The 23,212-nt window shown below is 65.1% G+C and carries 20 protein-coding genes, 1 tRNA gene and 1 pseudogene; 7 read left to right on the plus strand and 15 right to left on the minus strand.

Features of this window, described 5'->3' with window-relative positions; translation table 11 throughout:
• Positions 1-19: 19 nt before the first annotated feature.
• From cyoD to BAMB_RS10655, 7 genes are all read right to left on the minus strand, one after another.
• Positions 20-352, minus strand: a complete 333-nt coding sequence (gene cyoD, locus BAMB_RS10620; RefSeq protein WP_006759069.1) for a cytochrome o ubiquinol oxidase subunit IV — start codon at positions 350-352, stop codon at positions 20-22.
• Positions 353-961, minus strand: a complete 609-nt coding sequence (cyoC, locus tag BAMB_RS10625) for a cytochrome o ubiquinol oxidase subunit III (RefSeq protein WP_011657331.1) — start codon at positions 959-961, stop codon at positions 353-355.
• The gene (gene cyoB, locus BAMB_RS10630) at positions 961-2,967 is read right to left on the minus strand and encodes a cytochrome o ubiquinol oxidase subunit I (RefSeq protein WP_011657332.1); all 2,007 of its coding nucleotides are present in this window, start codon (positions 2,965-2,967) and stop codon (positions 961-963) included. The genes cyoC and cyoB overlap by 1 nt, the downstream gene beginning before the upstream one ends.
• A 3-nt stretch (positions 2,968-2,970) precedes the next feature.
• Positions 2,971-3,858 (minus strand): ubiquinol oxidase subunit II, encoded by an 888-nt coding sequence (gene cyoA, locus BAMB_RS10635; protein WP_011657333.1) that lies wholly within the window; start codon positions 3,856-3,858, stop codon positions 2,971-2,973.
• Between the two features lie 287 nt (positions 3,859-4,145).
• Positions 4,146-5,675, minus strand: coding sequence for a complex I subunit 4 family protein (locus tag BAMB_RS10645; protein WP_011657334.1), 1,530 nt, complete (start codon positions 5,673-5,675; stop codon positions 4,146-4,148).
• Positions 5,676-6,256: 581 nt separating this feature from the next.
• Positions 6,257-6,350 (minus strand) — tRNA-Ser (locus tag BAMB_RS10650).
• Between the two features lie 110 nt (positions 6,351-6,460).
• On the minus strand, positions 6,461-7,714 hold the full coding sequence (locus tag BAMB_RS10655) for an aspartate kinase (protein WP_011657335.1): 1,254 nt from the start codon (positions 7,712-7,714) through the stop codon (positions 6,461-6,463).
• On the opposite strand from BAMB_RS10655, the pseudogene BAMB_RS36270 reads away from it, so the two are divergent.
• Positions 7,697-7,934, plus strand: a pseudogene (locus tag BAMB_RS36270) (hypothetical protein); the annotation flags it as partial. The gene BAMB_RS10655 and the pseudogene BAMB_RS36270 overlap by 18 nt on opposite strands.
• A 119-nt stretch (positions 7,935-8,053) precedes the next feature.
• Here BAMB_RS36270 and tilS read toward each other — a convergent pair.
• The 4 genes from tilS to cysS all read right to left on the minus strand — a co-directional run bounded on the left by tilS (position 8,054) and on the right by cysS (position 12,894).
• The gene (tilS, locus tag BAMB_RS10660) at positions 8,054-9,475 is read right to left on the minus strand and encodes a tRNA lysidine(34) synthetase TilS (RefSeq protein ID WP_011657336.1); all 1,422 of its coding nucleotides are present in this window, start codon (positions 9,473-9,475) and stop codon (positions 8,054-8,056) included.
• Between the two features lie 43 nt (positions 9,476-9,518).
• The gene (locus BAMB_RS10665) at positions 9,519-10,490 is read right to left on the minus strand and encodes an acetyl-CoA carboxylase carboxyltransferase subunit alpha (protein ID WP_006478433.1); all 972 of its coding nucleotides are present in this window, start codon (positions 10,488-10,490) and stop codon (positions 9,519-9,521) included.
• Positions 10,491-10,589: 99 nt separating this feature from the next.
• Positions 10,590-11,453: a DNA-3-methyladenine glycosylase family protein gene (locus tag BAMB_RS10670; RefSeq protein WP_011657337.1), complete on the minus strand. Its 864-nt coding sequence runs from the start codon at positions 11,451-11,453 to the stop codon at positions 10,590-10,592.
• A gap of 43 nt (positions 11,454-11,496) precedes the next feature.
• Complete coding sequence (gene cysS / locus BAMB_RS10675; protein WP_011657338.1) at positions 11,497-12,894, minus strand: cysteine--tRNA ligase; 1,398 nt, start codon at positions 12,892-12,894, stop codon at positions 11,497-11,499.
• 234 nt (positions 12,895-13,128) lie between these two features.
• Here cysS and BAMB_RS10680 point away from each other — a divergent pair, with 234 nt between their 5' ends.
• The 4 genes from BAMB_RS10680 to BAMB_RS10695 all read left to right on the plus strand — a co-directional run bounded on the left by BAMB_RS10680 (position 13,129) and on the right by BAMB_RS10695 (position 15,873).
• Positions 13,129-13,851 carry a tetratricopeptide repeat protein gene (locus BAMB_RS10680; protein ID WP_041491212.1) on the plus strand — a complete coding sequence of 241 codons (723 nt, stop codon included), beginning with the start codon at positions 13,129-13,131 and terminating at the stop codon, positions 13,849-13,851.
• A gap of 39 nt (positions 13,852-13,890) precedes the next feature.
• Positions 13,891-14,466 (plus strand): peptidylprolyl isomerase, encoded by a 576-nt coding sequence (locus tag BAMB_RS10685; RefSeq protein ID WP_011657340.1) that lies wholly within the window; start codon positions 13,891-13,893, stop codon positions 14,464-14,466.
• 88 nt (positions 14,467-14,554) lie between these two features.
• A complete protein-coding gene (locus BAMB_RS10690) occupies positions 14,555-15,046 on the plus strand; it encodes a peptidylprolyl isomerase (protein ID WP_006478428.1) in 492 nt (163 codons plus the stop codon).
• Between the two features lie 26 nt (positions 15,047-15,072).
• A complete protein-coding gene (locus BAMB_RS10695) occupies positions 15,073-15,873 on the plus strand; it encodes a UDP-2,3-diacylglucosamine diphosphatase (RefSeq protein WP_011657341.1) in 801 nt (266 codons plus the stop codon).
• Between the two features lie 57 nt (positions 15,874-15,930).
• On the opposite strand, the gene cysE is transcribed toward BAMB_RS10695, so the two are convergent.
• Both cysE and BAMB_RS10705 read right to left on the minus strand, forming a co-directional pair.
• Complete coding sequence (gene cysE, locus BAMB_RS10700; RefSeq protein WP_006751614.1) at positions 15,931-16,704, minus strand: serine O-acetyltransferase; 774 nt, start codon at positions 16,702-16,704, stop codon at positions 15,931-15,933.
• A 295-nt stretch (positions 16,705-16,999) separates the two neighbouring features.
• Positions 17,000-17,821, minus strand: coding sequence for an RNA methyltransferase (locus BAMB_RS10705; protein ID WP_011657342.1), 822 nt, complete (start codon positions 17,819-17,821; stop codon positions 17,000-17,002).
• A 279-nt stretch (positions 17,822-18,100) separates the two neighbouring features.
• On the opposite strand from BAMB_RS10705, the gene BAMB_RS10710 reads away from it, so the two are divergent.
• Positions 18,101-18,904, plus strand: coding sequence for an inositol monophosphatase family protein (locus BAMB_RS10710; RefSeq protein WP_006751612.1), 804 nt, complete (start codon positions 18,101-18,103; stop codon positions 18,902-18,904).
• A 310-nt stretch (positions 18,905-19,214) separates the two neighbouring features.
• Positions 19,215-20,837 carry an NAD(P)/FAD-dependent oxidoreductase gene (locus BAMB_RS10715; RefSeq protein WP_011657343.1) on the plus strand — a complete coding sequence of 541 codons (1,623 nt, stop codon included), beginning with the start codon at positions 19,215-19,217 and terminating at the stop codon, positions 20,835-20,837.
• A gap of 374 nt (positions 20,838-21,211) precedes the next feature.
• On the opposite strand, the gene BAMB_RS10720 is transcribed toward BAMB_RS10715, so the two are convergent.
• Both BAMB_RS10720 and BAMB_RS10725 read right to left on the minus strand, forming a co-directional pair.
• The gene (locus BAMB_RS10720) at positions 21,212-21,613 is read right to left on the minus strand and encodes a hypothetical protein (protein ID WP_011657344.1); all 402 of its coding nucleotides are present in this window, start codon (positions 21,611-21,613) and stop codon (positions 21,212-21,214) included.
• A gap of 71 nt (positions 21,614-21,684) precedes the next feature.
• Positions 21,685-22,806 (minus strand): sensor histidine kinase, encoded by a 1,122-nt coding sequence (locus BAMB_RS10725; RefSeq protein WP_011657345.1) that lies wholly within the window; start codon positions 22,804-22,806, stop codon positions 21,685-21,687.
• Between the last annotated feature and the right edge of the window lie 406 nt (positions 22,807-23,212).

Genomic DNA, 23,212 nt, shown 5'->3' on the forward strand with positions numbered 1-23,212 from the left:
CGTTGCGCAGCGACACCGCTCAGCGCGACATCATGTTCATGCTGACGTTGTGCATCACCCACAGCGTGCCGACGATCAGGATCGCCGCGGTCAGCACGGTGTAGCTGAACGCCATCACGTTCCAGCGCTGGCCGGAGGAGCCGTTCATGTGCAGGAAGTACACGAGGTGCACGACGATCTGCACGAACGCGAGCGCGGCCAGCGCGATCAGCGATGCATGCGGCGACAGCACGCCGCCCATCACGAGGCCGAACGACGCGGCCGTGAGCAGCACCGACAGGATGAACCCGGCGACATAGCCGCCGACGCTGCCGTGCCCTTCTTCGAGTTGAGACGAATGCGAATGGGCCATTTAGATCACGCTCGCGAGATAGACAAAGGAAAACACGCAGATCCACACGATGTCGAGGAAGTGCCAGAAGAGGCTCAGGCACGTCAGGCGCCGCAGGTCGCGGTCGGTCAGGTCACCGCCGCGCATTACGATCTGCGCCGCGAGCACGATCATCCACAGCAGGCCGGCCGTCACGTGCAGCCCGTGCGTGCCCACCAGCGTGAAGAACGCGGACAGGAACGCGCTGCGCTGCGGGCCTGCGCCGTCCGCGATCAGGTGCGAGAACTCGCGCAGTTCCATCGCGAGGAACGCCGCGCCGAGCACGAACGTCACCGCGAGCCACGCGAGCAGCGCGCCGCGCCGCTGCTTGTACGCGGCCAGCATCGCGAAGCCGTAGGTGATGCTTGACAGCAGCAGCGCGGCGGTTTCGACCGCGACGCCCGGAATGTCGAACAGGTCCTTAGCGGTCGGACCGCCCGCGTGCTGGTTGCCGAGCACCGCGAACGTCGCGAACAGCGCCGCGAAGATCACGCAGTCGGTCATCAGGTACAGCCAGAAGCCGAACACCGAGTGCGACGGCGGATGGTCGTCGTGCTCGAGCAGGGTTGCGCTCAAGGTTTTCTGCAGCATCAGTTGGCCTCCAGTTCCACGTCGTCGACACGCGTGGCCACGCGCGCCGCCGGTTGCTTCTCTTCGATCTTGCGCACTTTCGACGCCGGGATGTAATAGCCGTCGTTGTCACGCGAGCTATAGATCACGAGCGTCGCGATGATGCCGACCAGTCCGCCGATCGCCATCCACCAGATGTGCCATACCAGCGCGAAGCCGAGCACCAGGCTGAAGACCGCGATGACGAGACCCGCACATGTGTTCGACGGCATGTGGATGTCGCGGATCGTCGCCGGGTTCGGCCGGCCGTCGCCGCGTGCCTTCATGTCGGCATACGCGTCCAGCGTGCGCACGTGCGGAAGCACCGCGAAGTTGTAGTCGGCCGGCGGCGACGAGGTCGCCCATTCCAGCGTGCGGCCGCCCCACGGATCGCCCGTCGTGTCGCGATACGCGGGCAAGTTGCGGTTGCGGATGCTGACGACCAGTTGCAGCAGCTGGCATGCGATGCCGATCGCGATCAGCACGGCGCCGAACGCGGCGACCAGCAGCCACGGATGCCACGCCGGGTTGTCGTAGTGGTTCAGGCGACGCGTCATGCCCATGAAGCCGAGCACGTAGAGCGGCACGAACGCGACGTAGAAGCCGACCTGCCAGAACCAGAACGCGGCCTTGCCGAGCTTCTCGTTCAGCTTGAAGCCGAACGCCTTCGGGAACCAGTAGTTGAAGCCGGCGAGATAACCGAACAGCACGCCGCCGATGATCACGTTGTGGAAGTGCGCGATCAGGAACAGGCTGTTGTGCAGCACGAAGTCCGCGCCCGGGATCGCCATCATCACGCCGGTCATGCCGCCGAGCGTGAACGTGACCATGAAGCCGATCGTCCACAGCACGGGCGTCGTGAATTCGATCCGGCCGCGGTACATCGTGAACAGCCAATTGAACACCTTCACGCCGGTCGGGATCGCGATGATCATCGTCATGATGCCGAAGAACGCGTTCACGTTCGCACCGGACCCCATCGTGAAGAAGTGATGCAGCCACACGAGGAACGACAGCACCATGATCGCGCAGGTCGCGTACACCATCGTCTTGTAGCCGAACAGCGGCTTCTTCGAGAACGTCGCGATCACTTCCGAGAAGATGCCGAACGCCGGCAGGATCAGGATGTACACCTCCGGATGGCCCCACGCCCAGATCAGGTTCAGGTACAGCATCGCGTTGCCGCCGGCTTCGTTCGTGAAGAAGTGCATGCCGAGATAACGGTCCAGGCCGAGCAGCGCGAGCGTCGCGGTCAGGATCGGGAACGACGCCATGATCAGCACGTTCGTGCAGAGGGCCGTCCACGTGAACACCGGCATCTTCATCAGCGTCATGCCGGGCGCGCGCATCTTGATGATCGTCACGAAGAAGTTCACGCCGGTCAGCAGCGTGCCGACGCCCGAGATCTGCAACGCCCACAGGTAGTAGTCGACCCCTACCCCCGGGCTGTACTGCAGCTCCGACAGCGGCGGATACGCGAGCCAGCCCGTCTGCGCGAACTCGCCGATCACGAGCGACACGTTGATCAGGATCGCGCTGACCGCCGTCATCCAGAACGACAGCGAGTTGATGAACGGGAACGCGACGTCGCGCGCGCCGATCTGCAGCGGCACGATCAGGTTCATCAGGCCGACCATGAACACCATCGCCATGAAGAAGATCATGATCACGCCATGTGCCGTGAAGATCTGGTCATAGTGGTGCGGCGGCAGGTAGCCGGGCGCGTTGTACGCGAGCGCGAGCTGCATGCGCATCATGATCGCGTCGGCGAAGCCGCGCAGCAGCATGATCAGCGCGACGATGATGTACATCACGCCGAGTTTCTTGTGGTCGACCGTCGTCAGCCACTCCGTCCACAGCCACTTCCAGCGGCCGGTGATCGTCAGCGCGGCGAGGATGCCCAGCACGACCAGCCCCATGAAGGCGCCGGCCACCATGATGATGGGCTGATCGAACGGGATCGCCGATAGTGTGAGTTTTCCGAACATGCGTTACCCCTTCGTGCCGCAGGCGGCGTCCTTCAGGTCGAGAACGTGGCCATCGTTGTACTTCGCGATGATGTTGTGGAAGAGCCGCGGATCGACCGACGAGAAGTAGCGCACGGGCGCCTTCTCGCTCGGCTGCGCGACGGTGCCGTACACGGTCGCGTCGAGCCGCTCGGGCGAGGCCTTCACCTTCTGCACCCATGCGTCGAACTGCTCGCGCGGCTCGGCGAGCGTGCGGAACTTCATGTCGGAGAAGCCGCGGCCGCTGAAGTTGGCGGACGTGCCCGCGTAGTCGCCGGCTTCGTCGGCGATCAGGTGCAGGCGCGTCTGCATGCCGGCCATCGCGTAGACCTGGCCGCCGAGCTGCGGAATGAAGAACGAGTTCATCACCGAATCCGACGTGATGCGGAAATTCACCGGCGTGCCGACCGGAATCGCGAGCTGGTTCACCGACGCGATGCCGAGCTCCGGATAGATGAACAGCCACTTCCAGTCGAGCGCGACGACCTCGACGTCGATCGGCTTCACCGACGACTCGAGCGGCTTGTACGGATCGAGCTCGTGCGTGGTTTTCCACGTGAGCACGCCGAGGAACAGGATGATCAGCGTCGGCACCGTCCAGATCACGACCTCGATCGCGGTCGAGTGCGACCAGTTCGGCGCGTAGGTGGCGTTGCGGTTCGATGCGCGGTAACGCCACGCGAACCACAGCGTGAGCAGGATCACCGGCACGACGACGACCAGCATCGCCCATGTCGAGGTGGCGATCAGCGCCTTTTCGGCGGCGCCGACGCTTCCTTTCGGATTTAGTACATCTAAATTACAACCTGACAGGCTCAGCGCCGCGCCGATCGATATCAGCGCCGTCCAGCCTTTTGAAGCTCTTCTTTTCATCACACAGCCCGAGGGTCATTGAATCCGTTGCGTATGCCCGATGCGCATTCGATCCACGAAAGTGGCCGAATCATACGTCGCGCGAGTGCGATGAAAAACCGGTGGATGCGGCAAATCATCATTGCAGAATCTGTTGTGAGACAGATTGTCGCGGGGCAATTTCACGCAGCCGGAAGCCGGCCGAAGACCGGGCGACAACGTTCGAGCGTTCGCGCCCGCACAGATGGATGCGCGCACAACGACCGCATCGTCGTGCGATGCAGCCGTCGTGCGCGATGTCACGCGATTCAGCCGTGCGCCGATGCCATGAACGCCGGCTGCGCCGGTGCAACGCCGTCCCCGGCCGGCAGCTTCGAACGGCTGGCGTCTTCGATCAGCCGTGCGACGGTCGGATCGATCGCGTCGGTGAACGGCTTCGGATCGACGCCGACCATCAGCACGATCAGTGCGAGCGATGCGAACATCACGATCTCGCGGCGGCTCAAGTCGGCGAGCTTCGCGATGCGCTGGCTGGCGATCTTGCCGAACACGACGCGCTTGACCATCCACAGCGTGTACGACGCGCTGAGAATCAGCGTGAGTGCCGCGATTGCGCCGATCCAGAAGTTGACGCGGATCGCGCCCATGATGACCATGAACTCGCCGACGAAACCCGACGTGCCCGGCAGGCCGACGTTGGCCATCGCGAACAGCAGCGCGAACGTCGCGAAGCGCGGCATCACGCCCGCCACGCCGCCGTATGCGCCGATCTCGCGCTGCTTCGTGCGATCGACCAGCACGCTTACGCAGAGCAGCATCGCGCCCGCGACGAAGCCGTACGACACGAGCTGCACGATCGCGCCTTCGACGCCGATCTGGTTGAACAGGAACAGCCCGAGCGTGACGATCCCCATGTGCGCGACCGTCGAATACGCGAGCAGCTTGCCGAGGTCGGTCTGCGCGAGCGCGATCAGGCTCGCGTAGACGATCGCGAACAGCGACAGCGCGATCACGGCCGGCGCGAAGAAGTGGCTCGCGTCCGGCGTGATCGGCAGCGCGAAGCGCAGGAAGCCGTAACCGCCGAGCTTGAGCATCGCGAGCATCAGCGCGGCGCCCGTCGGGCCGTCCGTGTAGACGTCGCGCAGCCACGTATGCACCGGCCACATCGGCACCTTGACCGCGAACGCGGCGAAGAAGCCGAGAAACACCAGCAGCTGCGGCGCAAAGCCGAGTTGCAGCGTGCGCCATGCGTTCATGTCGAACGTGTGCGACTTCGCGAACAGGTACAGCATCGCCATCAACAGCAGCAGCGAACCCGCGAACGAGATGAAGAAGAATTTCACGGCCGCGTAGACGCGATGCTCCCTGCCCCACGTGCCGATCAGCAGGTACAGCGGAATCAGCGTCGCCTCGAAGAAGATGAAGAACAGCAGCCCGTCCTGCGCGACGAACACGCCGACCATCAGCCCCGACAGGATCAGGAACGACGCGTAGTACTGCGCGACGCGCATCGTGACCGATTCCCACGACGCGATCACGACGACGAGCGTCGTGAAGGCGGTCAGCACGACGAGCCACAGCGACGCGCCGTCGATCCCGACACGCCAGCCGGCGTTGAATGCCGCCAGCCAGTCGCGGGTTTCGGTGAACTGCATCGCGGCCGAGTGCGAATCGAAACCGGTGACGAGCGGCACGACGGCGGCCAGCCCCGCGAGTGCGCCGACGAGCGCGATCAGTCTCGTGCGATGCGGATGATGGTCGGAGCCGGCACGCAGCAGGCACGCGCCGAACAGGATCGGAACCCAGATCGCCAGGCTCAGAAAGGGGAAATCATGCATGTCAACAGGCCTTGAGAGGGTCGCGCGCTGTAGTGGGAACAGACGTGACGATGGGAACGAAATCAAATCGACAGCTAGATTTCGTGGATCGCCAATGTTGGCAAAATGTAAAGCGGAATCAGGGCGAAGCTTGATGCCGCTCAAACGCTATCGGGTTAACCAGCATAAGGCGGTTGATTATTTTTTGCAGCGCAACAGAGCTTTGTTTTGTGCTTCCCAGATAGGCTACTGATTTTTATGAGTAATTTTTTGTAGTGCGGAGCAGTGTCGACGGCCCGAATGGGTGCGACGCCGCATTTTTTTCGCACACGCTACGCGCCGGTGCGCAAGGAGAGAATGTGGGGAGCGATGGATGAGAGCGACTCGATCCTTACACGGTCACTTTCATTTTTATTTCAGTGAGCACCCGGTCGCAGTGATTCGCGACCTCCGAGGTCGCCGCGTACGTCGGCGAACCGATCAACAGGGGTCGATCCGAAAGGATGGTCAGTACGGAATGCCCAAACGGCACGTTCGGGAAGGAAGCCGAAAAAGAAAAAGCCCCGCAAGTCCGAGAACTTGCGGGGCTTTGTCACCGCTTTTGGCGGAGACGGAGGGATTCGAACCCTCGATCCAGGTTTTGGCCCAGATGCTCCCTTAGCAGGGGAGTGCCTTCGACCTCTCGGCCACGTCTCCCAAACTTTCGCTCGCACCAGGGAGGCAGTGCGACGAGAACGAAATAATATAGGGTTTCGAACCGCTCGTCAATTTCCGTGATGCATTTTCTTCAATGCATCACAAATAATTCACGCCGCCTGCTCGAGTTCGAATGCCTTGTGCAGCGCGCGGACGGCCAGTTCCATGTACTTCTCGTCGATCAGCACCGAAATCTTGATTTCGGACGTCGAGATCATCTGGATGTTGATGCCCTCTTCCGACAGCGTGCGGAACATCTTGCTCGCGACGCCCACGTGCGAACGCATGCCGACGCCGACGACCGACACCTTCGACACCTTCGGGTCGCCCTGCACGCGCTCGGCGCTCACATGGCCCTTCACCTGGTTGGTGAGGATGTCCATCGCCTTCTGGTAGTCGCCGCGACCGACCGTGAACGTGAAGTCGGTCTTGCCCTCGACGCTCTGGTTCTGGATGATCATGTCGACGTCGACGTTCGCGTCGGCGACCGGGCCGAGGATCTGATACGCGATGCCCGGCTTGTCGGGCACGCCCATCACCGCAATGCGTGCTTCGTCGCGCTGGAACGCGATGCCGGAAATGACTGCCTTTTCCATGGTCTCGTCTTCTTCAAAAGTAATCAGGGTGCCCGAGCGCATTTCTTCGTCGAGCGCAATCAGCGGATCGGTCAGGCTCGACAGCACACGCGTCTTCACCTGGTATTTGCCGGCGAATTCGACCGAGCGGATCTGCAGGACCTTCGAGCCGAGGCTGGCCATTTCCAGCATTTCCTCGAACGTCACGCGGTCGAGGCGTCGCGCCTCTTCGACCACGCGCGGGTCGGTCGTGTAGACGCCGTCGACGTCCGTGTAGATCAGGCACTCTGCGGCATCCAGCGCGGCCGCGACCGCCACCGCCGACGTGTCCGAGCCGCCGCGGCCCAGCGTCGTGATGTGGCCGTCCGGATCGACGCCCTGGAAACCCGTGATGATCACGACCTTGCCGGCGTTCAGATCGGCCTTCACCCGCTCGTCGTCGATCGAGTGGATACGCGCCTTCGTGTACGCGTTGTCCGTCTTGATCGGCACTTGCCAGCCGGCGTAGCTCACGGCTTCGACGCCGATTTCCTGCAGCGCGATCGACAGCAGGCCGACGCTGACCTGCTCGCCGGTCGACGCGATCATGTCGAGCTCACGCGGGCTCGGCTGGCTCGAAATCTCTTTCGCGAGACCGAGCAGACGGTTGGTTTCGCCGGACATCGCGGACGGCACGACCACCATCTGGTGCCCGGCCTGATGCCATTTTGCGACGCGTTTCGCGACGTTCTTGATGCGCTCGACCGAGCCCATCGAAGTGCCGCCGTATTTGTGTACGATGAGTGCCATTGTCGTTCTGAACTGGAGGAGAAGCCGCACGGGCGCGCTGGGCAGGCCGCGTTGCCGTTCGGTCACGCGGCTTGTGGCTGTGGACGGACGACGAGGGGGACGGCTGGGACGCAACACGCAAGCGTGACGGATTTTGCCCGGAAGGCCGATCAGGCCGCGCAAACCGGGTACGTCACGCGGAAAACCTGCACAAAACGCTCAAAAATCGAGCCGAGCAAACGTCCGAGCGTACCCGATAGAGGCTCGCTTGACAAGCCGCCCGCCCGTTTGGCAGGCGTTCCGGCGCTGTTTACCAAATGGTGAAAACCGGCGCGCGATCGCGCAGCCAGCGTGCCGCCGCTACGCGATCAGCAGGTCGGGACGCCACTCGATCCGGCGCCACCCGCCTTCGCCGGAGAGCCCGTCGCCGGCAAGCCCGTCCCCGTGATTCACGCCAAGCCGCGGCACGTAGACGAGCCGGTCGCCCGCGAACAGCAGCGGCACGTCGCGCTGCCAGGCCGGCACGCCGCGCTCCTGGAACAGGTTCTTCAGCGTGCGTCCCGGGCCGCCGGGCGACGTACGCAGCCGCTCGCCGCCCGCCCGGGCGCGCACGACGAGCGTCGCACCGCGCAGCAGCGCATCCGGCACCGCCCCGTCGCTGCCGGCCTCGGCCGGCGCGAACACGAACGTGCCGCGCCACGCCGGCACGTGCCAGACTTCCTGGCCGTCCCATGCGAGCGAGGATTCGGGACGCGGCATCCCGGTGCCATCGTCGGCCGGGTCGGCACTGTCGCCGGCCTCCCAGTACACGACATCGCGATAAAGTCGCAGGCACTGCCCCGCGTGATCGACCCGCAGCGCATGCGCGTCGTGCGCATCGCGCAGTTGCCGCATCATGTTCGCGAGCCGGCCTGCCGACGCACCGGGCAAGCCGAGCCGCCGCATCCAGAAACGCAGCAGGTTCGCGCCGCGCGTGTCGTCGAACGCGACCAGCGCATCGCGCGACAACGCGCGGCCGTCGTCGCGCGCGGCGCCGGCGAAATCCAGTTCGGCCAGGTCGTCGAGCAGCCGCTGCGCGGCGGCCGCATGCTGGGCCGCACGGCCCAGCGCATCGCGAAAGCCCGGGAAGTGCATGGCGAGCGTCGGCAGCACGTCGATGCGCAATGCATTGCGCGCGTAGCGCGTGTCGGCGTTCGATTCGTCGTCGATCCACGCGAGCTCACGCTGCGCCGCGTAGCGCTCCAGTTGGGCACGCAACAATCGCAGGAACGGCCGCACGCGCTCGACGCTCGCGCCGTCGGGGCGATAGCGCGGCGCCATCGCGGCCAGGCCCGCGATGCCCGCCCCGCGCAACAGTTGCAGCAGCACGGTCTCGGCCTGGTCGTCCGCGTGCTGCGCGACCCACAGCGCCGCCACGCCGTGACGCTCGCACATCGCATCGAGCGCCGCATAGCGACGCTCGCGGGCGCTCGCCTCGATGCCGAGGCCGCTATCGCGCGGCACGTCGACGCGCTCCGATTCGAACGTGACACCGAGCCGCTCGGCCGTCGCTTGTGCATGCGCGACCCACGCGTCGGCGTTCGCGCTCAGGCCGTGATGCACGTGCAGCGCCACGCAGCGCGATGCGCCGGCCACGCGCACGGCCGCATCGAGCAGCACGGTCGAGTCGAGGCCGCCGCTGTACGCGATCGCGATGCGCGCATCGGCCGGCAGATCGGCAAGCGCAACGCCGACCGCATCGAGTACGACGCGGTCGGCGAAAAGTTCGGTCGGGGGGATCACGAGACGGACGCGCGCCGGACGGCGCGCGATGTGAACACGCCGGTCATGCGCCGGGCGTGGTTTCCTTGAACTTGCCGTAGGCCATCAGGCGCTCGAAGCGGCGCTCGCGCAGCGCATCGATGCTCATACCCTGGAACTGGCGCAGCGAATCGGCAAGCGCGCGGCGCAACAGCGCGGCCATGCCCTTCGGATCACGGTGCGCGCCGCCGAGCGGCTCGTTGATGATCTTGTCGATCAGGCCGAGCGCCTTCAGGCGATGGGCGGTCAGGCCCAGTGCTTCCGCGGCCTCGGGCGCCTTCGCGGCACTCTTCCACAGGATCGACGCGCAGCCTTCCGGCGAGATCACCGAGTAGGTCGAGAACTGCAGCATCATCACGGTGTCGGCCACGGCGATCGCGAGCGCACCGCCCGAACCGCCCTCGCCGATCACGGTCGTGATGATCGGCGTCTTCAGTTCGGCCATCACGTACAGATTGCGGCCGATCGCTTCCGACTGGCCGCGCTCTTCCGCGCCGATGCCCGGATAGGCGCCCGGCGTATCGACGAACGTGAAGATCGGCAGCCCGAACTTCTCGGCGAGACGCATCAGGCGCTCGGCCTTGCGATAGCCTTCCGGACGCGGCATCCCGAAGTTGCGCGCCGCGCGCTCCTTCGTGTCGCGGCCCTTCTGATGGCCGATCACCATGCACGGATGGCCGCCGAAGCGCGCGAGACCGCCGACGATCGACAGGTCGTCCGCGAATGCGCGGTCGCCATGCAGTTCGTGAAAATCGGTAAACAGTTCCGCAACGTAATCGAGCGTGTACGGACGCTGCGGATGACGCGCGATCTGCGAGACCTGCCACGGCGACAGGTTCGCGTAGAGGTCCTTCGTCAGTTGCTGGCTCTTCTTCGACAGCCGCTCGATTTCTTCCGAAATATCGACAGCCGAGTCGTCCTGCACGAATCGCAACTCCTCGATCTTGGCCTCGAGTTCGGCGATCGGCTGTTCGAAATCCAGAAACGTGGTCTTCATGTGTTCGAATCCTTGGGTCTTGCGGCAGCGCGTATTCTACCCGCGCGGGCGATGTGCAAAACCGGCTCTCAACTATTGATGTTTAAAACCCGATAGCCATCAATCGGCGTCGGGCGCGTCGAGGCTGCGCCACATGTACCAGGTCGCGACGGTACGCCACGGCTCCCAGTTGGCGGCCACCTCGCGCGCCTCGCTGCGCGTCACGGGCTCCCCGCTGAAGTAATTGACGCTGATCGCGCGGATCAGACCCGGATCGTCGAGCGGCAGCACGTCCGGCCGCGACAGGTTGAAGATCAGGAACATCTCGGCCGTCCAGCGACTGATGCCGCGGATCTGCGTGAGTTCCGCGATCACGTCCTCGTCGTCCATCGACGTCCATTTGTCGACGTGCAGCGCGCCGGACACGAAGTGCTGCGCGAGATCGAGAATGTATTCCGTCTTGCGCTTCGACAGCCCGCATGCGATCAGCTTGTCCGCGCCGAGCCGGATGACCGGCTGCGGCGCGAGTTTCGGACACGCATCCTCGATGCGTGCCCACAGCGCCTGCGCGGACGGCACCGAGATCTGCTGGCCGACCACCGAACGCGCGAGCGTGACGAACGGGTCGCCACGCTTCACGAGATGCGCGGGACCGAACTTCGGGATCAGTTTCTTCAGGATGCGGTCGCGCTTGACGAGATCGGCGCACGCCTTGTCCCAGTACGCGGGACGCACGACGCCATCGGCGCCGTCGGCCGCCGCCTCGGATGCACGCACCTTGCGCGCCGCGTCGCCGGCCGCCATCGCGGCCTCCGGCTGTGCAGCGTCCGCGCCCTTCGCGCGCGCAGGCCTCGCATGACCGTTGAGCGCGCCGTTCGGCACGGCGCGCGTCGCGTCCGTTTTCGCCGCCGGCGCGCGCCTGGCTGCCGGACGCGCGGCGACCGGGGTCGCGCGCCTGACCGGCGCTTTTCTTGCCGTTGCCATCTTGCCTCCTACCTGACGGATCGGTCAGTGGAACGCGCCGCGCTCATACGCGACGCCATTCGGTCGATCCGCCCGGTTTGTCTTCAAGAGCGATGCCGGCGTCGAGCAGTTCCGCCCGAATCCGGTCCGCTTCGGCATAGTCCTTCGCTTGTTTCGCCGCGACACGCGCGGCGATCTTCGCTTCGATCTCGTCGGCTGCGAGCCCGCCCGCCTGCGCGGCACCAGTGGCCTGCTGCAGGAACGCGCGCGGTTCGCGGCCGAGCAGGCCCAGCAGGCCCGCCAGTTGTTTCAGCTGCCGCGCGAGCGATGCATCGCGCGTGCGGTTGATCTCGCCCGCCAGCTCGAACAGCGTCGCCACCGCGACCGGCGTGTTGATGTCGTCGTTCATCGCGGCCGCGAAACGCTGCGCGTGCGGCTCGTTCCAGTCGAGCGCGAGCGCGTCGGGCTCGACATCCTTCAGCGCCGTGTACAGGCGCGTGAGCGACGCGCGCGCATCGTCGAGATGCACGTCGCTGTAATTGAGCGGCGACCGGTAGTGCGTGCGCACGATGAAGAAGCGCATGACCTCGGCGTCGTACCGCTCAAGCACTTCGCGGATCGTGAAGAAGTTGCCGAGCGATTTCGACATCTTCTCGTTGTCGACCTGCACGAAGCCGTTGTGCATCCAGTAATTGACGAACGTCTGGCCGGTCGCGCCTTCGCTCTGCGCGATTTCGTTCTCGTGGTGCGGGAATTGCAGATCCTGCCCGCCGCCGTGGATGTCGAAATGCTCGCCGAGCAGCGTGCAGCCCATCGCGGAGCACTCGATGTGCCAGCCCGGCCGGCCCATCCCGTACTTCGATGCCCACGTCGCGCCTGGCGGATCGTCCGCTTTCGCGCGCTTCCACAACACGAAATCGAGCGGATCTTCCTTCGCGTCGTTCGCGGCGACGCGCTCGCCCGCGCGCAGGTCGTCGAGCGACTTGCCCGAGAGCTTCCCGTAGTTCGCGAACTTGCGCACGGAATAATTGACGTCGCCGTCGGCCGCCTGGTACGCGTAGCCGTTCGTCTCGAGCTTCTCGATCATCCCGAGCATCTGCGGAATGAACTGCGTCGCGCGCGGCTCGAGGTCGGGCCGCTGGATGCCGAGCGCGGCTTCATCCTCGTGCATCGCGCCGATGAAACGATCGGTCAGCGACTTGATCGTCTCGCCGTTCTCGACTGCGCGGCGGATGATCTTGTCCTCGATGTCGGTGATGTTGCGCACGTACGTGACCCGATAGCCGATCGCACGCAGCCAGCGCTGGACGAGGTCGAACACGACCAGCATGCGCGCGTGGCCCACGTGACAATAGTCGTAGACGGTGATCCCGCATACGTACATCCGCACTTCGCCGGACTGGCGCGGCACGAAGACTTGCTTGTCACGCGCGAGCGTGTTGTAGATGCGCAGTGATTCCATAGAGATGAACCGTGAGCCGAAGGAAACCGCCCTGGCGAAGCTCGCCCAGCATGCGAAACGGAAGCACCACCTGCTGCGGCACGACGCCGGGTGTCCTCGGTATCACATGGGGCGGTCAGGCTGCAAGCACAGCGGTGACGGCCACGAGAGGCAAAGAAAGACTGTCTACGGCTCGCCGGAACGCGCAGACGTTTTGTTAGAATGGCTCGGAGTATAACATTCCGATTTACGCCTATGAAACCTCATCGCGGCCGCGCGCCGAGCGCTGCGACCCTCGTTGCGACCGCCGTCATGGGCGTCGCACTGACGCTTTTCGCGGCCCCCGCGGCACATGCGCAGAAGGCCCCGGCCACCGCCGACGGCACGCCCGAAATCGACGCGTCGATCACCGGCAAGCAGTGGAAGCAGGCGCTCGCGCAACTCGACGCGCGCATCGCGGCGAATCCGCACGACGTGCAGGCGCAGTTCAAGCGCGGCACCGTGCTCGCCCGCCTGAACCGCGACGACGACGCGATCCAGCAGTTCGTCGCGATCACGCAGGCCTACCCCGAACTGCCCGAGCCGTACAACAACCTCGCGGCGCTCTACGCGAAGCACGGCCGCTATGACGAAGCGCGCAGCGCGCTCGTCACCGCGACGCAATCGAACCCGAGCTACTCGCTTGCATACGAGAACCTCGGCGATCTCTACCTGCGCCTCGCGGCCGAATCGTACAAGCGTGCGCAATCGCTCGGCCGCACGAGCGGCGCGACCGCGCAGCGCCTCGCCGATCTGCAGAAGATCGTGTCGCCGCCGAAGGCCGCGCCGAACGCCCGCGCGGAGAAGCCCGCCACGCGCGAGTACACCGATCGCGCCGCCGCGAACGTGAGCACCACCACGCTGCCTATGTCGCCGACGTTCCAGTTCAGCGGTCCGTCGGGCGCACTGGCGGCGCCGTACGTCGCGCCGTCGAAATAAGCGGCGCGGCCTTCTTTCCCTCCCAACCTGAGGATCGCAATGAAACGTCTGTTGCTGGCGCTTGGCGGCGCCGCCCTTCTCGCGACCGCGCCTGCTTTCGCGCAATCGGCTACCACGCACCCCGTCGTGCAGCTGAAGACCTCGCAGGGCGACATCCGCGTCGAGCTCTACCCGGAGAAGGCGCCGAAGACGGTCGCCAACTTCCTCGATTACGTGAAGGCCGGCCAGTACAACGGCACGATCTTCCATCGCGTGATCAAGGGCTTCATGATCCAGGGCGGCGGCTACAAGACCAACTTCGAGGAGAAGCCGACCCGCGCGCCGATCCCGCTGGAAAGCCGCAATGGTCTGAAGAACCTGACGGGCACGATCGCGATGGCGCGTACCAGCGATCCGAACTCGGCCACCGCGCAGTTCTTCATCAACACGGTCGACAACAACGGCCTCGACTACCCGAACCCGGACGGCAACGGCTATGCGGTGTTCGGCAAGGTCGTGTCGGGCCTCGACGTCGTGAAGAAGATCGAAGGCGTGGCGACGACCTCGCGCGGCCCGATGCAGGACGTGCCGGCTCAGCCGATCCTGATCGAATCGGCCAGCATCGTCTCGAAATAAGCACTTGCCGGCACGTCCGGCGCCACACGCGGCCGCGTCGCACGACCGGCCGCGTGCCATTTAAACCGCCTTACCGAAGGAATTCATCATGGTTGAACTGCACACGAACCACGGCGTGATCAAGCTCGAGCTGGACGCCGCGAAGGCACCGAAGACGGTCGAGAACTTCCTCAACTACGTGAAGAAGGGCCACTATGACGGTACGGTGTTCCACCGCGTGATCAACGGCTTCATGATTCAAGGCGGCGGCTTCGAGCCGGGCCTGAAGCAGAAGCCGACCGACGCGCCGATCGACAACGAAGCGAACAACGGCCTGAAGAACGACAACTACACGGTCGCGATGGCGCGCACGAACGATCCGCACTCGGCGACCGCACAATTCTTCATCAACGTGAACGACAACGACTTCCTGAACCACTCGTCGCCGACGCCGCAGGGCTGGGGCTACGCCGTGTTCGGCAAGGTCGTCGAAGGCCAGGACGTGGTCGACAAGATCAAGGGCGTCAAGACGGGCAACGCGGGCTTCCACCAAGACGTGCCGACCGACGACGTCGTGATCGAAAAGGCCGTGGTGGTCTGACGCACGGTTGTTACGGAGGCACTTCGATGTTGCAGGAGAGTCCGCCGCGAAGCGTCTCCGCGGGCGTGCCGGGCGAGCGCGAATACGCGCAAGCCGCACGCCCGTTCCTGTTTCTGTCCGATCTGCACCTGAGCGAGGCGATTCCGAAGACGGTCGCCGCGTTCGAGCATTTCGTGAAATACACGGCCGACAGCGCCGACTCGGTGTTCATCCTCGGCGACCTGTTCGAATACTGGATCGGCGACGACGTGCTCGACGACGATCCGTTCGCGGCACGCATGGCCGCGCTGATGCATACGTTCTCGGAGCGCGGCATCGCGCTCTACGTGATGCACGGCAATCGCGATTTCCTGCTCGGCCGGCGCTTCATGAAGGCGGCCGGCGCGATGCTGCTGCCCGACCCGGCGCTGATCATGGCGTTCGGCCAGCGCATCGTGCTCGCGCACGGCGACGCGCAATGCACGGCCGATCGCGGCTATCAGGTGTTCCGGCGGTTCGCGCGCAATCGCGTCGCGCAGGCGCTATTTCTCGTATGGCCGTTCCGTTGGCGCCGCGCGCTCGCCCAGCGGATGCGCTCGAACAGCGAAGCGGGCCGGATGCGTCCCGTTTCGGCGATCTACGATGTCACGCGTGAAGGCGTTGCCGCGCTGTTCAAGAAGAGCCGCGCGAGCGTGATCATTCACGGCCACACGCATCGCCCCGCGCGCCACCTCGAACCGGGCGGGATTCGCTGGGTACTGCCCGACTGGGATCTCGACCACGGCCCGCGGCGCGGCGGTTATCTGCGCGTCGATGCCGAGGGCATCCACGCGATGCCGCTCGACTGACGCGATTGGTACGATCGGCGCGATTATCGCTGCCGGCAGGCGCCGGCACGCGCCGCGTTACGACTGGCGCTCGACCGCCTTGCCTTCCAGCACCGCCGACAGCCTGCGCAAATCGAGACGCGCCGCGTCCGCGCCCTGCAGCGTTTCCAGATGCGTGCCGAGTTGCTCGAGCGCCGCGACGATCTCGTCGACGCGCCGGCTTTCCTTCGCCGCGTGATCGATCAGCCCGTGAATCGCGAGCGACATCGGGTCGTCCGCGTTCGGCGTGATCCCGTATGCGCAGAACGCGGCGCGCTCGGGCTGCGGCTTCGGTTGCGCCGGCATCACGATGCGCGCCGGATTGCCGACCGCGGTGCCGCCTGCCGGCACCGGCTTCACGACAACCGCGTTCGAACCGATCTTCGCGCCCGCGCCGACCGTGAAACCGCCGAGCACCTTCGCGCCCGCGCCGACGATCACGCCGGCCTCGAGCGTCGGATGGCGCTTCGCGCCACGCGTGAGCGACGTGCCGCCGAGCGTCACGCCCTGATAGATCGTGCAGTCGTCGCCGATGATCGCGGTTTCGCCGATCACCACCCCCATCCCGTGATCGATGAATACGCGCCGGCCGATCGTCGCGCCCGGGTGAATCTCGATCCCCGTCAGGAAGCGCCCGGCCTGCGACGCGAAGCGTGCGAGCCAGTAGCGTTTCGCGCGCCAGCACGCATGGGCGAAACGATGGAGCACGAGCGCGTGCAGCCCCGGATAACAGGTCAGTACTTCCCAGGCACTGCGAGCGGCGGGATCCCGCTCGCGAATCGTCGCAACGTCTTCGCGCAGTCTAGTGAACATGATCTGATCTGGGCTGGGGAAAAGGCCGGGCGTTATCGCGCCGGGTCATTTGCTTATGATGTCCGGCGATTGTAGGGCCAGTCGGGTAAGGCCGCACAACGTCGCGCGTTCACCCCGTCGGCGGCGCGGGTATTCACGCGGGGTGCGCCTGTTGTCGCCGGCCGACACGACCTGCCGGTGGATTCGGGCGGACCGGGAGGCAGGCATCGGGCGGACGGCCGGCGCAGCGCGGCCGCGGCAGGCGAAACGCAGCCACCGAACGCCTGAGCGGCCCGGCCGCCAGCCTACCGGCCGCTTACGCGTCGCCGGCAGGCGTACCGGACTTCAGCAGGATGTGCTTCGCGATGCCGCGCAGGATGTTGACTTCCTCGCGCTCGAGGCCCGTGCGCGCGAACAGGCGCCGCAGCCGCGGCATCAGCTTCTTTGGGTTGCGCGGATCGAGGAAATCCAGTGCGACCAGCGCGTTCTCGAGGTGCGCGTACATCCGCTCGATCTCGTCACTCTGCGCGAGCGTGCCGACTTCGGCCTGCGCGTGGTGCAGCTCGCTCCCCCGCTCCAGGAACGCGACGCGCAGCTCGTACGCGAGCACCTGGATGGCCTGCGCGAGGTTCAGCGAGCTGTAGGCCGGATTCGCCGGGATGTGCGCGAGCGCGCTGCATTGCTCGACGTGCTCGTTCGCGAGGCCCGTGCGCTCGTTGCCGAACACGAGCGCGATGTCGCCGGCGCCGACCTGCATGCACGCCTGCTCGGCGGCCGCGCGCGGCGCCAGCCGCGGCGGCCCGTATTCGCGCGTGCGGGCGGTCAGCGCGATCGACCAGTGGACGCCGGACAGCGCGTCGCCGAGCGTGGGCACGACATGCGCGGACGCCAGGACGTCGTCGGCGCCGCTCGCCATCGCGATCGCCTCGGGGTCGTCCTGCACGTTCGGCACGCGCGGCGCGACCAGCACCAGCCTGGAGAAACCCATCGTCTTCAACGCGCGGGCGGCCGCCCCGACATTGCCGGGATGGCTCGGCTCGACGAGCACGAAACGGGTGGACGTGAAACCGCCGGACGGCGGCGGGGACGAAGCCGCGCCGGATTCGGACGGCGCGGCGGGGTTCAGCGGAGTTTCCACTACATATGACTCGGTTCATCGGAATGGCCGTATGGTAGCGCCATCGCCCCGGCAAACCCACCCGTCCGGACGGCCAGTGGGGTTTCCCCGCATCCCGGTCACCTGAAACGCTCGAAAATCGGGTAAAATCATGCGCTTACGCGTCGCATCTCGTGCGACGCGGGTCGTACCCCGCTCTTTGTCAATTCGCGTCTCATCTCGCCCGGCACGTTTTGCGCCGTTCCAGGCGGTGTGTTCCACTTCGTGGCGGCCCGTGCCGCCGGCTACAGGATCCAGCTCATGCATCCCATGCTCAATATTGCTGTCAAGGCTGCGCGCCGCGCCGGACAGATCATCAACCGCGCCTCCCTCGACCTCGACCTGATCGAGATCCGCAAGAAGCAGCAGAACGACTTCGTCACCGAAGTGGACAAGGCCGCCGAAGAGGCGATCATCGAGACGCTGAAGACCGCCTACCCCGACCACGCGATCCTCGCGGAAGAATCGGGCGAATCCGAGAACGAATCCGAATTCAAGTGGATCATCGATCCGCTCGACGGCACGACCAACTTCATCCACGGCTTCCCGTACTACTGCGTGTCGATCGCGCTCGAGCACAAGGGCGTCGTCACGCAGGCCGTCGTCTACGATCCGAACAAGAACGACCTGTTCACGGCAACCCGCGGCCGCGGCGCGTACCTGAACGACCGCCGCATCCGCGTCGGCCGCCGCGACCGCCTGGCGGACGCGCTGGTCGGCACCGGCTTCCCGTTCCGCGAGAAGGACGGCCTGGACGCCTACGCGCGCCTGTTCACCGAAATGACCCAGGCCTGCACGGGCCTGCGTCGTCCGGGCGCGGCCGCGCTCGACCTCGCGAACGTCGCGGCCGGCCGTCTCGACGCATTCTTCGAGCAAGGCATCAACGTGTGGGACATGGCGGCAGGCAGCCTGCTGATCACCGAAGCCGGCGGCCTCGTCGGCAACTACACGGGCGACGCCGACTTCCTGCATCGCCATGAGATCGTCGCGGCGAACCCGAAGATCTATGCGCAGATGATTCCGATCCTGAACCGCTACAGCCGCGTGCATCCGGCAGCGGAATAAGCCCGGGCCGCGCCCGCGCGGCACGGCTTGCGCATCAACCACGCGCTGGCAGCGTCATGATGGAGCGCTCGTTGCCTTTCCGTTGTCCGGGGAGCGAAGTAATCTTCTTGACGGAGCGGACGCTTCGGGCGGCCGTCCCGACCTTGCCAGAGTGGCCCGGCCTGACCGGTGTACCGCCGCGCGTGCCGCGCTTTCCGATGCCGGATGATCGGCTTCGGGAATGCCCCGGCAGCGCATGCCGCCGCCGGCGCGCCGGCCCCCGCCTGTCTCAACACCGCCACGACTGCGTGGCGACCGTATCCGAATACTCATGTTACGGCTAAGCGAACTGAAACTCCCGCTCGATCACCCCGAGAGCGCCCTCGAAGCCGCGATTCGCGCGCGCCTCGAGGAGCTTGGCGTGGCGGCTGACGGGCTCCTCCGTTACACGGTGTTCCGCCGTGCGCACGATGCGCGCAAGCGCTCCGACATCAAGCTCACGTATATCGTCGATGTCGAGGTCAAGGACGAAGCGTCCGTGCTTCCGCGCCTCGCCGCCACGCCGCATTGCGGCGTGACGCCCGACATGGCGTACCACTTCGTCGCGAAGGCGCCCGAGCACGGCAACTTCCTGCGCCCCGTCGTCATCGGCATGGGGCCGTGCGGCCTGTTTGCGGGATTGATCCTCGCGCAGATGGGGTTCCGTCCGATCATCCTCGAACGCGGCAAGGCCGTGCGCGAGCGCACCAAGGACACCTTCGGACTGTGGCGCAAGAGCGTCCTCAATCCCGAGTCCAACGTGCAGTTCGGCGAAGGCGGGGCCGGGACGTTCTCCGACGGCAAGCTGTACAGCCAGATCAAGGATCCGCACCACTACGGCCGCAAGGTGCTCGACGAATTCGTCAAGGCCGGCGCGCCGGAGGACATCCTGTATCTGAGCCGGCCGCACATCGGCACGTTCCGCCTCGTCAGCATGGTGGAAAAGATGCGCGCGACCATCCACGAACTGGGCGGCGAAGTGCGCTTCGAAAGCCGGGTCGAGGATATCGAGATCGATCAGGGCAAGGTGCGCTCGCTGAAGCTGTCGAACGGCGAAACGCTGCGCTGCGACCACGTCGTGCTGGCCGTGGGCCACAGCGCGCGCGACACGTTCCAGATGCTGCACGATCGCGGCGTCTACGTCGAAGCGAAGCCGTTCTCGCTGGGCTTCCGGATCGAGCATCCGCAGGGGCTGATCGATCGCAGCCGTTTCGGCAAGTTCGCGGGTCACAAGCAACTCGGCGCGGCCGACTACAAGGTGGTCCACCACTGCAGCAACGGACGCGCGGTCTACAGCTTCTGCATGTGCCCGGGCGGCACGGTGGTCGCGGCGACTTCCGAGCCGGGCCGCGTGGTCACCAACGGCATGAGCCAGTATTCGCGCGCCGAGCGCAACGCGAACGCGGGCATCGTCGTCGGCATCACGCCGGAAGACTATCCGGGCGGCCCGCTCGCGGGCATCGCGTTCCAGCGCAAGTGGGAAGAGCGTGCGTTCGAACTCGGCGGCGGCGATTACAGCGCGCCGGGCCAGCTGGTCGGCGACTTCATCGCGGGCCGGCCGTCGACGTCGCTGGGCTCCGTGGTGCCGTCGTACAAGCCTGGCGTGCGCCCGACCGATCTCAGCACCGCCCTGCCCGACTACGTGATCGAAGCGATTCGTGAAGCGTTGCCGCAGATCGACAAAAAGATCGCCGGCTTCGCGATGCACGATGCGGTGCTCACCGGCGTGGAGACGCGCACGTCGTCGCCGATCCGGATCCGTCGCAAGGACGATTACCAGAGCGTGAACGTCGAAGGGCTGTATCCGGCCGGCGAAGGCGCGGGGTATGCGGGTGGCATCTATTCGGCGGCGATCGACGGGATCGAAGTCGCGCAGGCGGTGGCGCTCGATCTGGTGTCGGCGCGCGGGTCCTGATTGGTTGGGGAGACTCGGCGCAGGCGGGTCGCGTGCGCCGGGTGAAGCCAGCTTTTCAATTCCTGGTTGAGAAGCAGATCGCTGGGTTGGGCCGGCGGCTACCGATCGCGATCTTCGGCTACTGGCTGAATGGGGAACGTCGCGCTTGTGCGCGGAAGCCACACGGCCGCTGCCGGCCGATCGCCGCCGCGCGCCATCGCCGACCACTGGCCGGATGGCGAGCTTCGAGCGGTCCAGCGCGGCGCTGGTTGACGCTGACGCATGTAACAGCCGCGAGTCCCCGTTGTCCATGCGCAGCCGCCCAATCATGAAGCGCAGCTACACCCGGGAGCCTCTTTCCGTTTGGCCCGGGGTTCAGAAAGCCAGCAGATAAGCTATCCGAACACCCGAGCCCATACCACCCGAAGGCGTCGTGCGCGATCTTCGAAGAGATATGAGGCTGCCAGCGTCAACAGACCTGAAATTGCACCCGTCACGATGTGCTCGACATAGGGGATACGGTAGTGACTCGTGTGCGAGTAGGCGTCGCCCAACGTTGTCAGGATGCCAACCAGCAGCGCATTGCCGTATCGATGCCCATAGAGTTTCGCTGCGGGCGTGAACGTCAAAAGCACCGCCAGGAGTCCAGTAAGCAGACCGGTTTGAAATGCAATAGTCCAGTGGGCAAAGCTCATGATATTGCCCCAGCTCCCCGGCATGCAGGTCATGCACGCACTGGTGGGCTGCCAGAAACGCTGGACAAACAGTCCGACGCGGTGCTTCCACTCGATTGACATGATGCATTCCCGTCAATGCCGTCGCCACGGCCTACGCCCCGCAATCGCCTTCGGTCAGCAGCACCCTGCCCTCACACGCCTTTCGGCAGGCGTACCGCGAATATCGTTTCGGTCTGATCGGACCGCGCGTCAATACTGCCGTGGTGTGCCTTTGCGATTTCGCTGGCGATGAACAAGCCAAGCCCCAAGCCAACATCGTCACTGGGCACGTCTGGTTGATGCGCTCCGCGCTGAAGCGGGTCGAAGATGCGGTCCAGCGTGCACCGATCCATCGCCGGTCCACTGTTCCTGATCTCGATGAGCACTTCCGCATCAGCCGATGCTGCCATCACCCATACCGGTGTCTCGGGCGTTCCGTACTTGACGGCGTTGCCCACGAGATTGCTCAGCAACCGCTGCATTCGCTGATCGTCCCAGTCCCCTCGGAGATCGCCGCTTACATCGAGATTGATCTCGCGATCGGGATGAGCCACCTGCAATTCATCGACCACATTGGCGAGCACACGGGCGAGATCGATATTGCGTGGAACGACGTTGATGCCTACCCCGAGCTGGGTCCGGTTGTAATCGCAGAGATCGTCAAGGAGGCCCTGCATGCGGCTGCCGCTTCTGATCAACCGCGCGGCAGCGTCCGATACCGCCTCCCCCGCATTGAGCGCGGCAAGATAGGACGCTGTTACGTGAATGGTCTGCAGCGGCGTCCGCATGTCGTGACCCAGCATACCGAGCAACAAGTTGCGAGACTGCTCGACCTGTTCGGCGAAGAAAGCAAGCGATTCCGCCAGCGCCTGATCTATCGCTTCATTGAAGCGAATCATGTCGTCCAGATCAGGCGGGCTCGGCTTGCACTCGTCGATCCACAAGCGCAGCACACTGGCACGCAGCGCCCGATACTCGGCCGCCAACTGGTTGATGTTGAAGCCTCGCCGGGCGCGCAGAACGGCATGCGTCTGCGCGGCCGTCTCCGTGGCCTTCACCGGCTGGGGCGCGCGCCCCAACGATTTGTCATGTTGCGCTTCCCTTGTTTGCGGGGTCGTTATGTCCTTCGCTACGGCCTCCAGGATCTGGCGCGCGTGGTCCCGCAGCGCGAGCGAGTCCATGCTCCTGGCGGCTGGTAGCAGCGTGGCGGCAAACGCTTCCCACTGCACCAGGATCGGCTCTATGTTCCTAACAATGAAATCAGCTAGACGCATGTCGCCCTCATAACAGAATGACCGACGGATGCTTCTGTCGTACTTGCGCGATATTAAGTGAATACCGGGGACTGGCGCAATTACATCGAAAGCGACGCATAATCCGGCCGTCGAATGCCCGCAATCCTGTGAACTCAGCAGAACATTGTCTCTCCAGCGGACGGGCGGACTCGCGCGCAGCTGCTACTGCCAATGTGCCGGAACCAATGTCAAAGCGAACTTCGTGGTTACCCGTCAAAGCAGGGATAAACTCGCCCGCCGAAGCAATTTTTCGCGGCGTACCTGCGCCTTAATAGTTAAGGCGTTAACTCAAAAGCTACGCGGTAAGCCACGCCGCATTCCTGACGTTACCCTCTGCCGTCACTTCTCTTTTGATTGAGATGATCGGCTTTCAAGTTTATGCGGC

Source organism: Burkholderia ambifaria AMMD (assembly GCF_000203915.1).
Lineage (GTDB): Bacteria > Pseudomonadota > Gammaproteobacteria > Burkholderiales > Burkholderiaceae > Burkholderia > Burkholderia ambifaria.

Coding starts and splice junctions, on each gene's coding strand:
- cyoD (WP_006759069.1), bottom strand. CDS start 352: ATGGCCCATTCGCATTCGTCTCAACTCGAAGAAGGGCACGGCAGCGTC.
- cyoC (WP_011657331.1), bottom strand. CDS start 961: ATGCTGCAGAAAACCTTGAGCGCAACCCTGCTCGAGCACGACGACCAT.
- cyoB (WP_011657332.1), bottom strand. CDS start 2,967: ATGTTCGGAAAACTCACACTATCGGCGATCCCGTTCGATCAGCCCATC.
- cyoA (WP_011657333.1), bottom strand. CDS start 3,858: ATGAAAAGAAGAGCTTCAAAAGGCTGGACGGCGCTGATATCGATCGGC.
- BAMB_RS10645 (WP_011657334.1), bottom strand. CDS start 5,675: ATGCATGATTTCCCCTTTCTGAGCCTGGCGATCTGGGTTCCGATCCTG.
- BAMB_RS10655 (WP_011657335.1), bottom strand. CDS start 7,714: ATGGCACTCATCGTACACAAATACGGCGGCACTTCGATGGGCTCGGTC.
- BAMB_RS10665 (WP_006478433.1), bottom strand. CDS start 10,490: ATGAAGACCACGTTTCTGGATTTCGAACAGCCGATCGCCGAACTCGAG.
- BAMB_RS10670 (WP_011657337.1), bottom strand. CDS start 11,453: ATGGCAACGGCAAGAAAAGCGCCGGTCAGGCGCGCGACCCCGGTCGCC.
- cysS (WP_011657338.1), bottom strand. CDS start 12,894: ATGGAATCACTGCGCATCTACAACACGCTCGCGCGTGACAAGCAAGTC.
- BAMB_RS10680 (WP_041491212.1), top strand. CDS start 13,129: ATGAAACCTCATCGCGGCCGCGCGCCGAGCGCTGCGACCCTCGTTGCG.
- BAMB_RS10685 (WP_011657340.1), top strand. CDS start 13,891: ATGAAACGTCTGTTGCTGGCGCTTGGCGGCGCCGCCCTTCTCGCGACC.
- BAMB_RS10690 (WP_006478428.1), top strand. CDS start 14,555: ATGGTTGAACTGCACACGAACCACGGCGTGATCAAGCTCGAGCTGGAC.
- BAMB_RS10695 (WP_011657341.1), top strand. CDS start 15,073: ATGTTGCAGGAGAGTCCGCCGCGAAGCGTCTCCGCGGGCGTGCCGGGC.
- cysE (WP_006751614.1), bottom strand. CDS start 16,704: ATGTTCACTAGACTGCGCGAAGACGTTGCGACGATTCGCGAGCGGGAT.
- BAMB_RS10710 (WP_006751612.1), top strand. CDS start 18,101: ATGCATCCCATGCTCAATATTGCTGTCAAGGCTGCGCGCCGCGCCGGA.
- BAMB_RS10715 (WP_011657343.1), top strand. CDS start 19,215: ATGTTACGGCTAAGCGAACTGAAACTCCCGCTCGATCACCCCGAGAGC.
- BAMB_RS10720 (WP_011657344.1), bottom strand. CDS start 21,613: ATGTCAATCGAGTGGAAGCACCGCGTCGGACTGTTTGTCCAGCGTTTC.
- BAMB_RS10725 (WP_011657345.1), bottom strand. CDS start 22,806: ATGCGTCTAGCTGATTTCATTGTTAGGAACATAGAGCCGATCCTGGTG.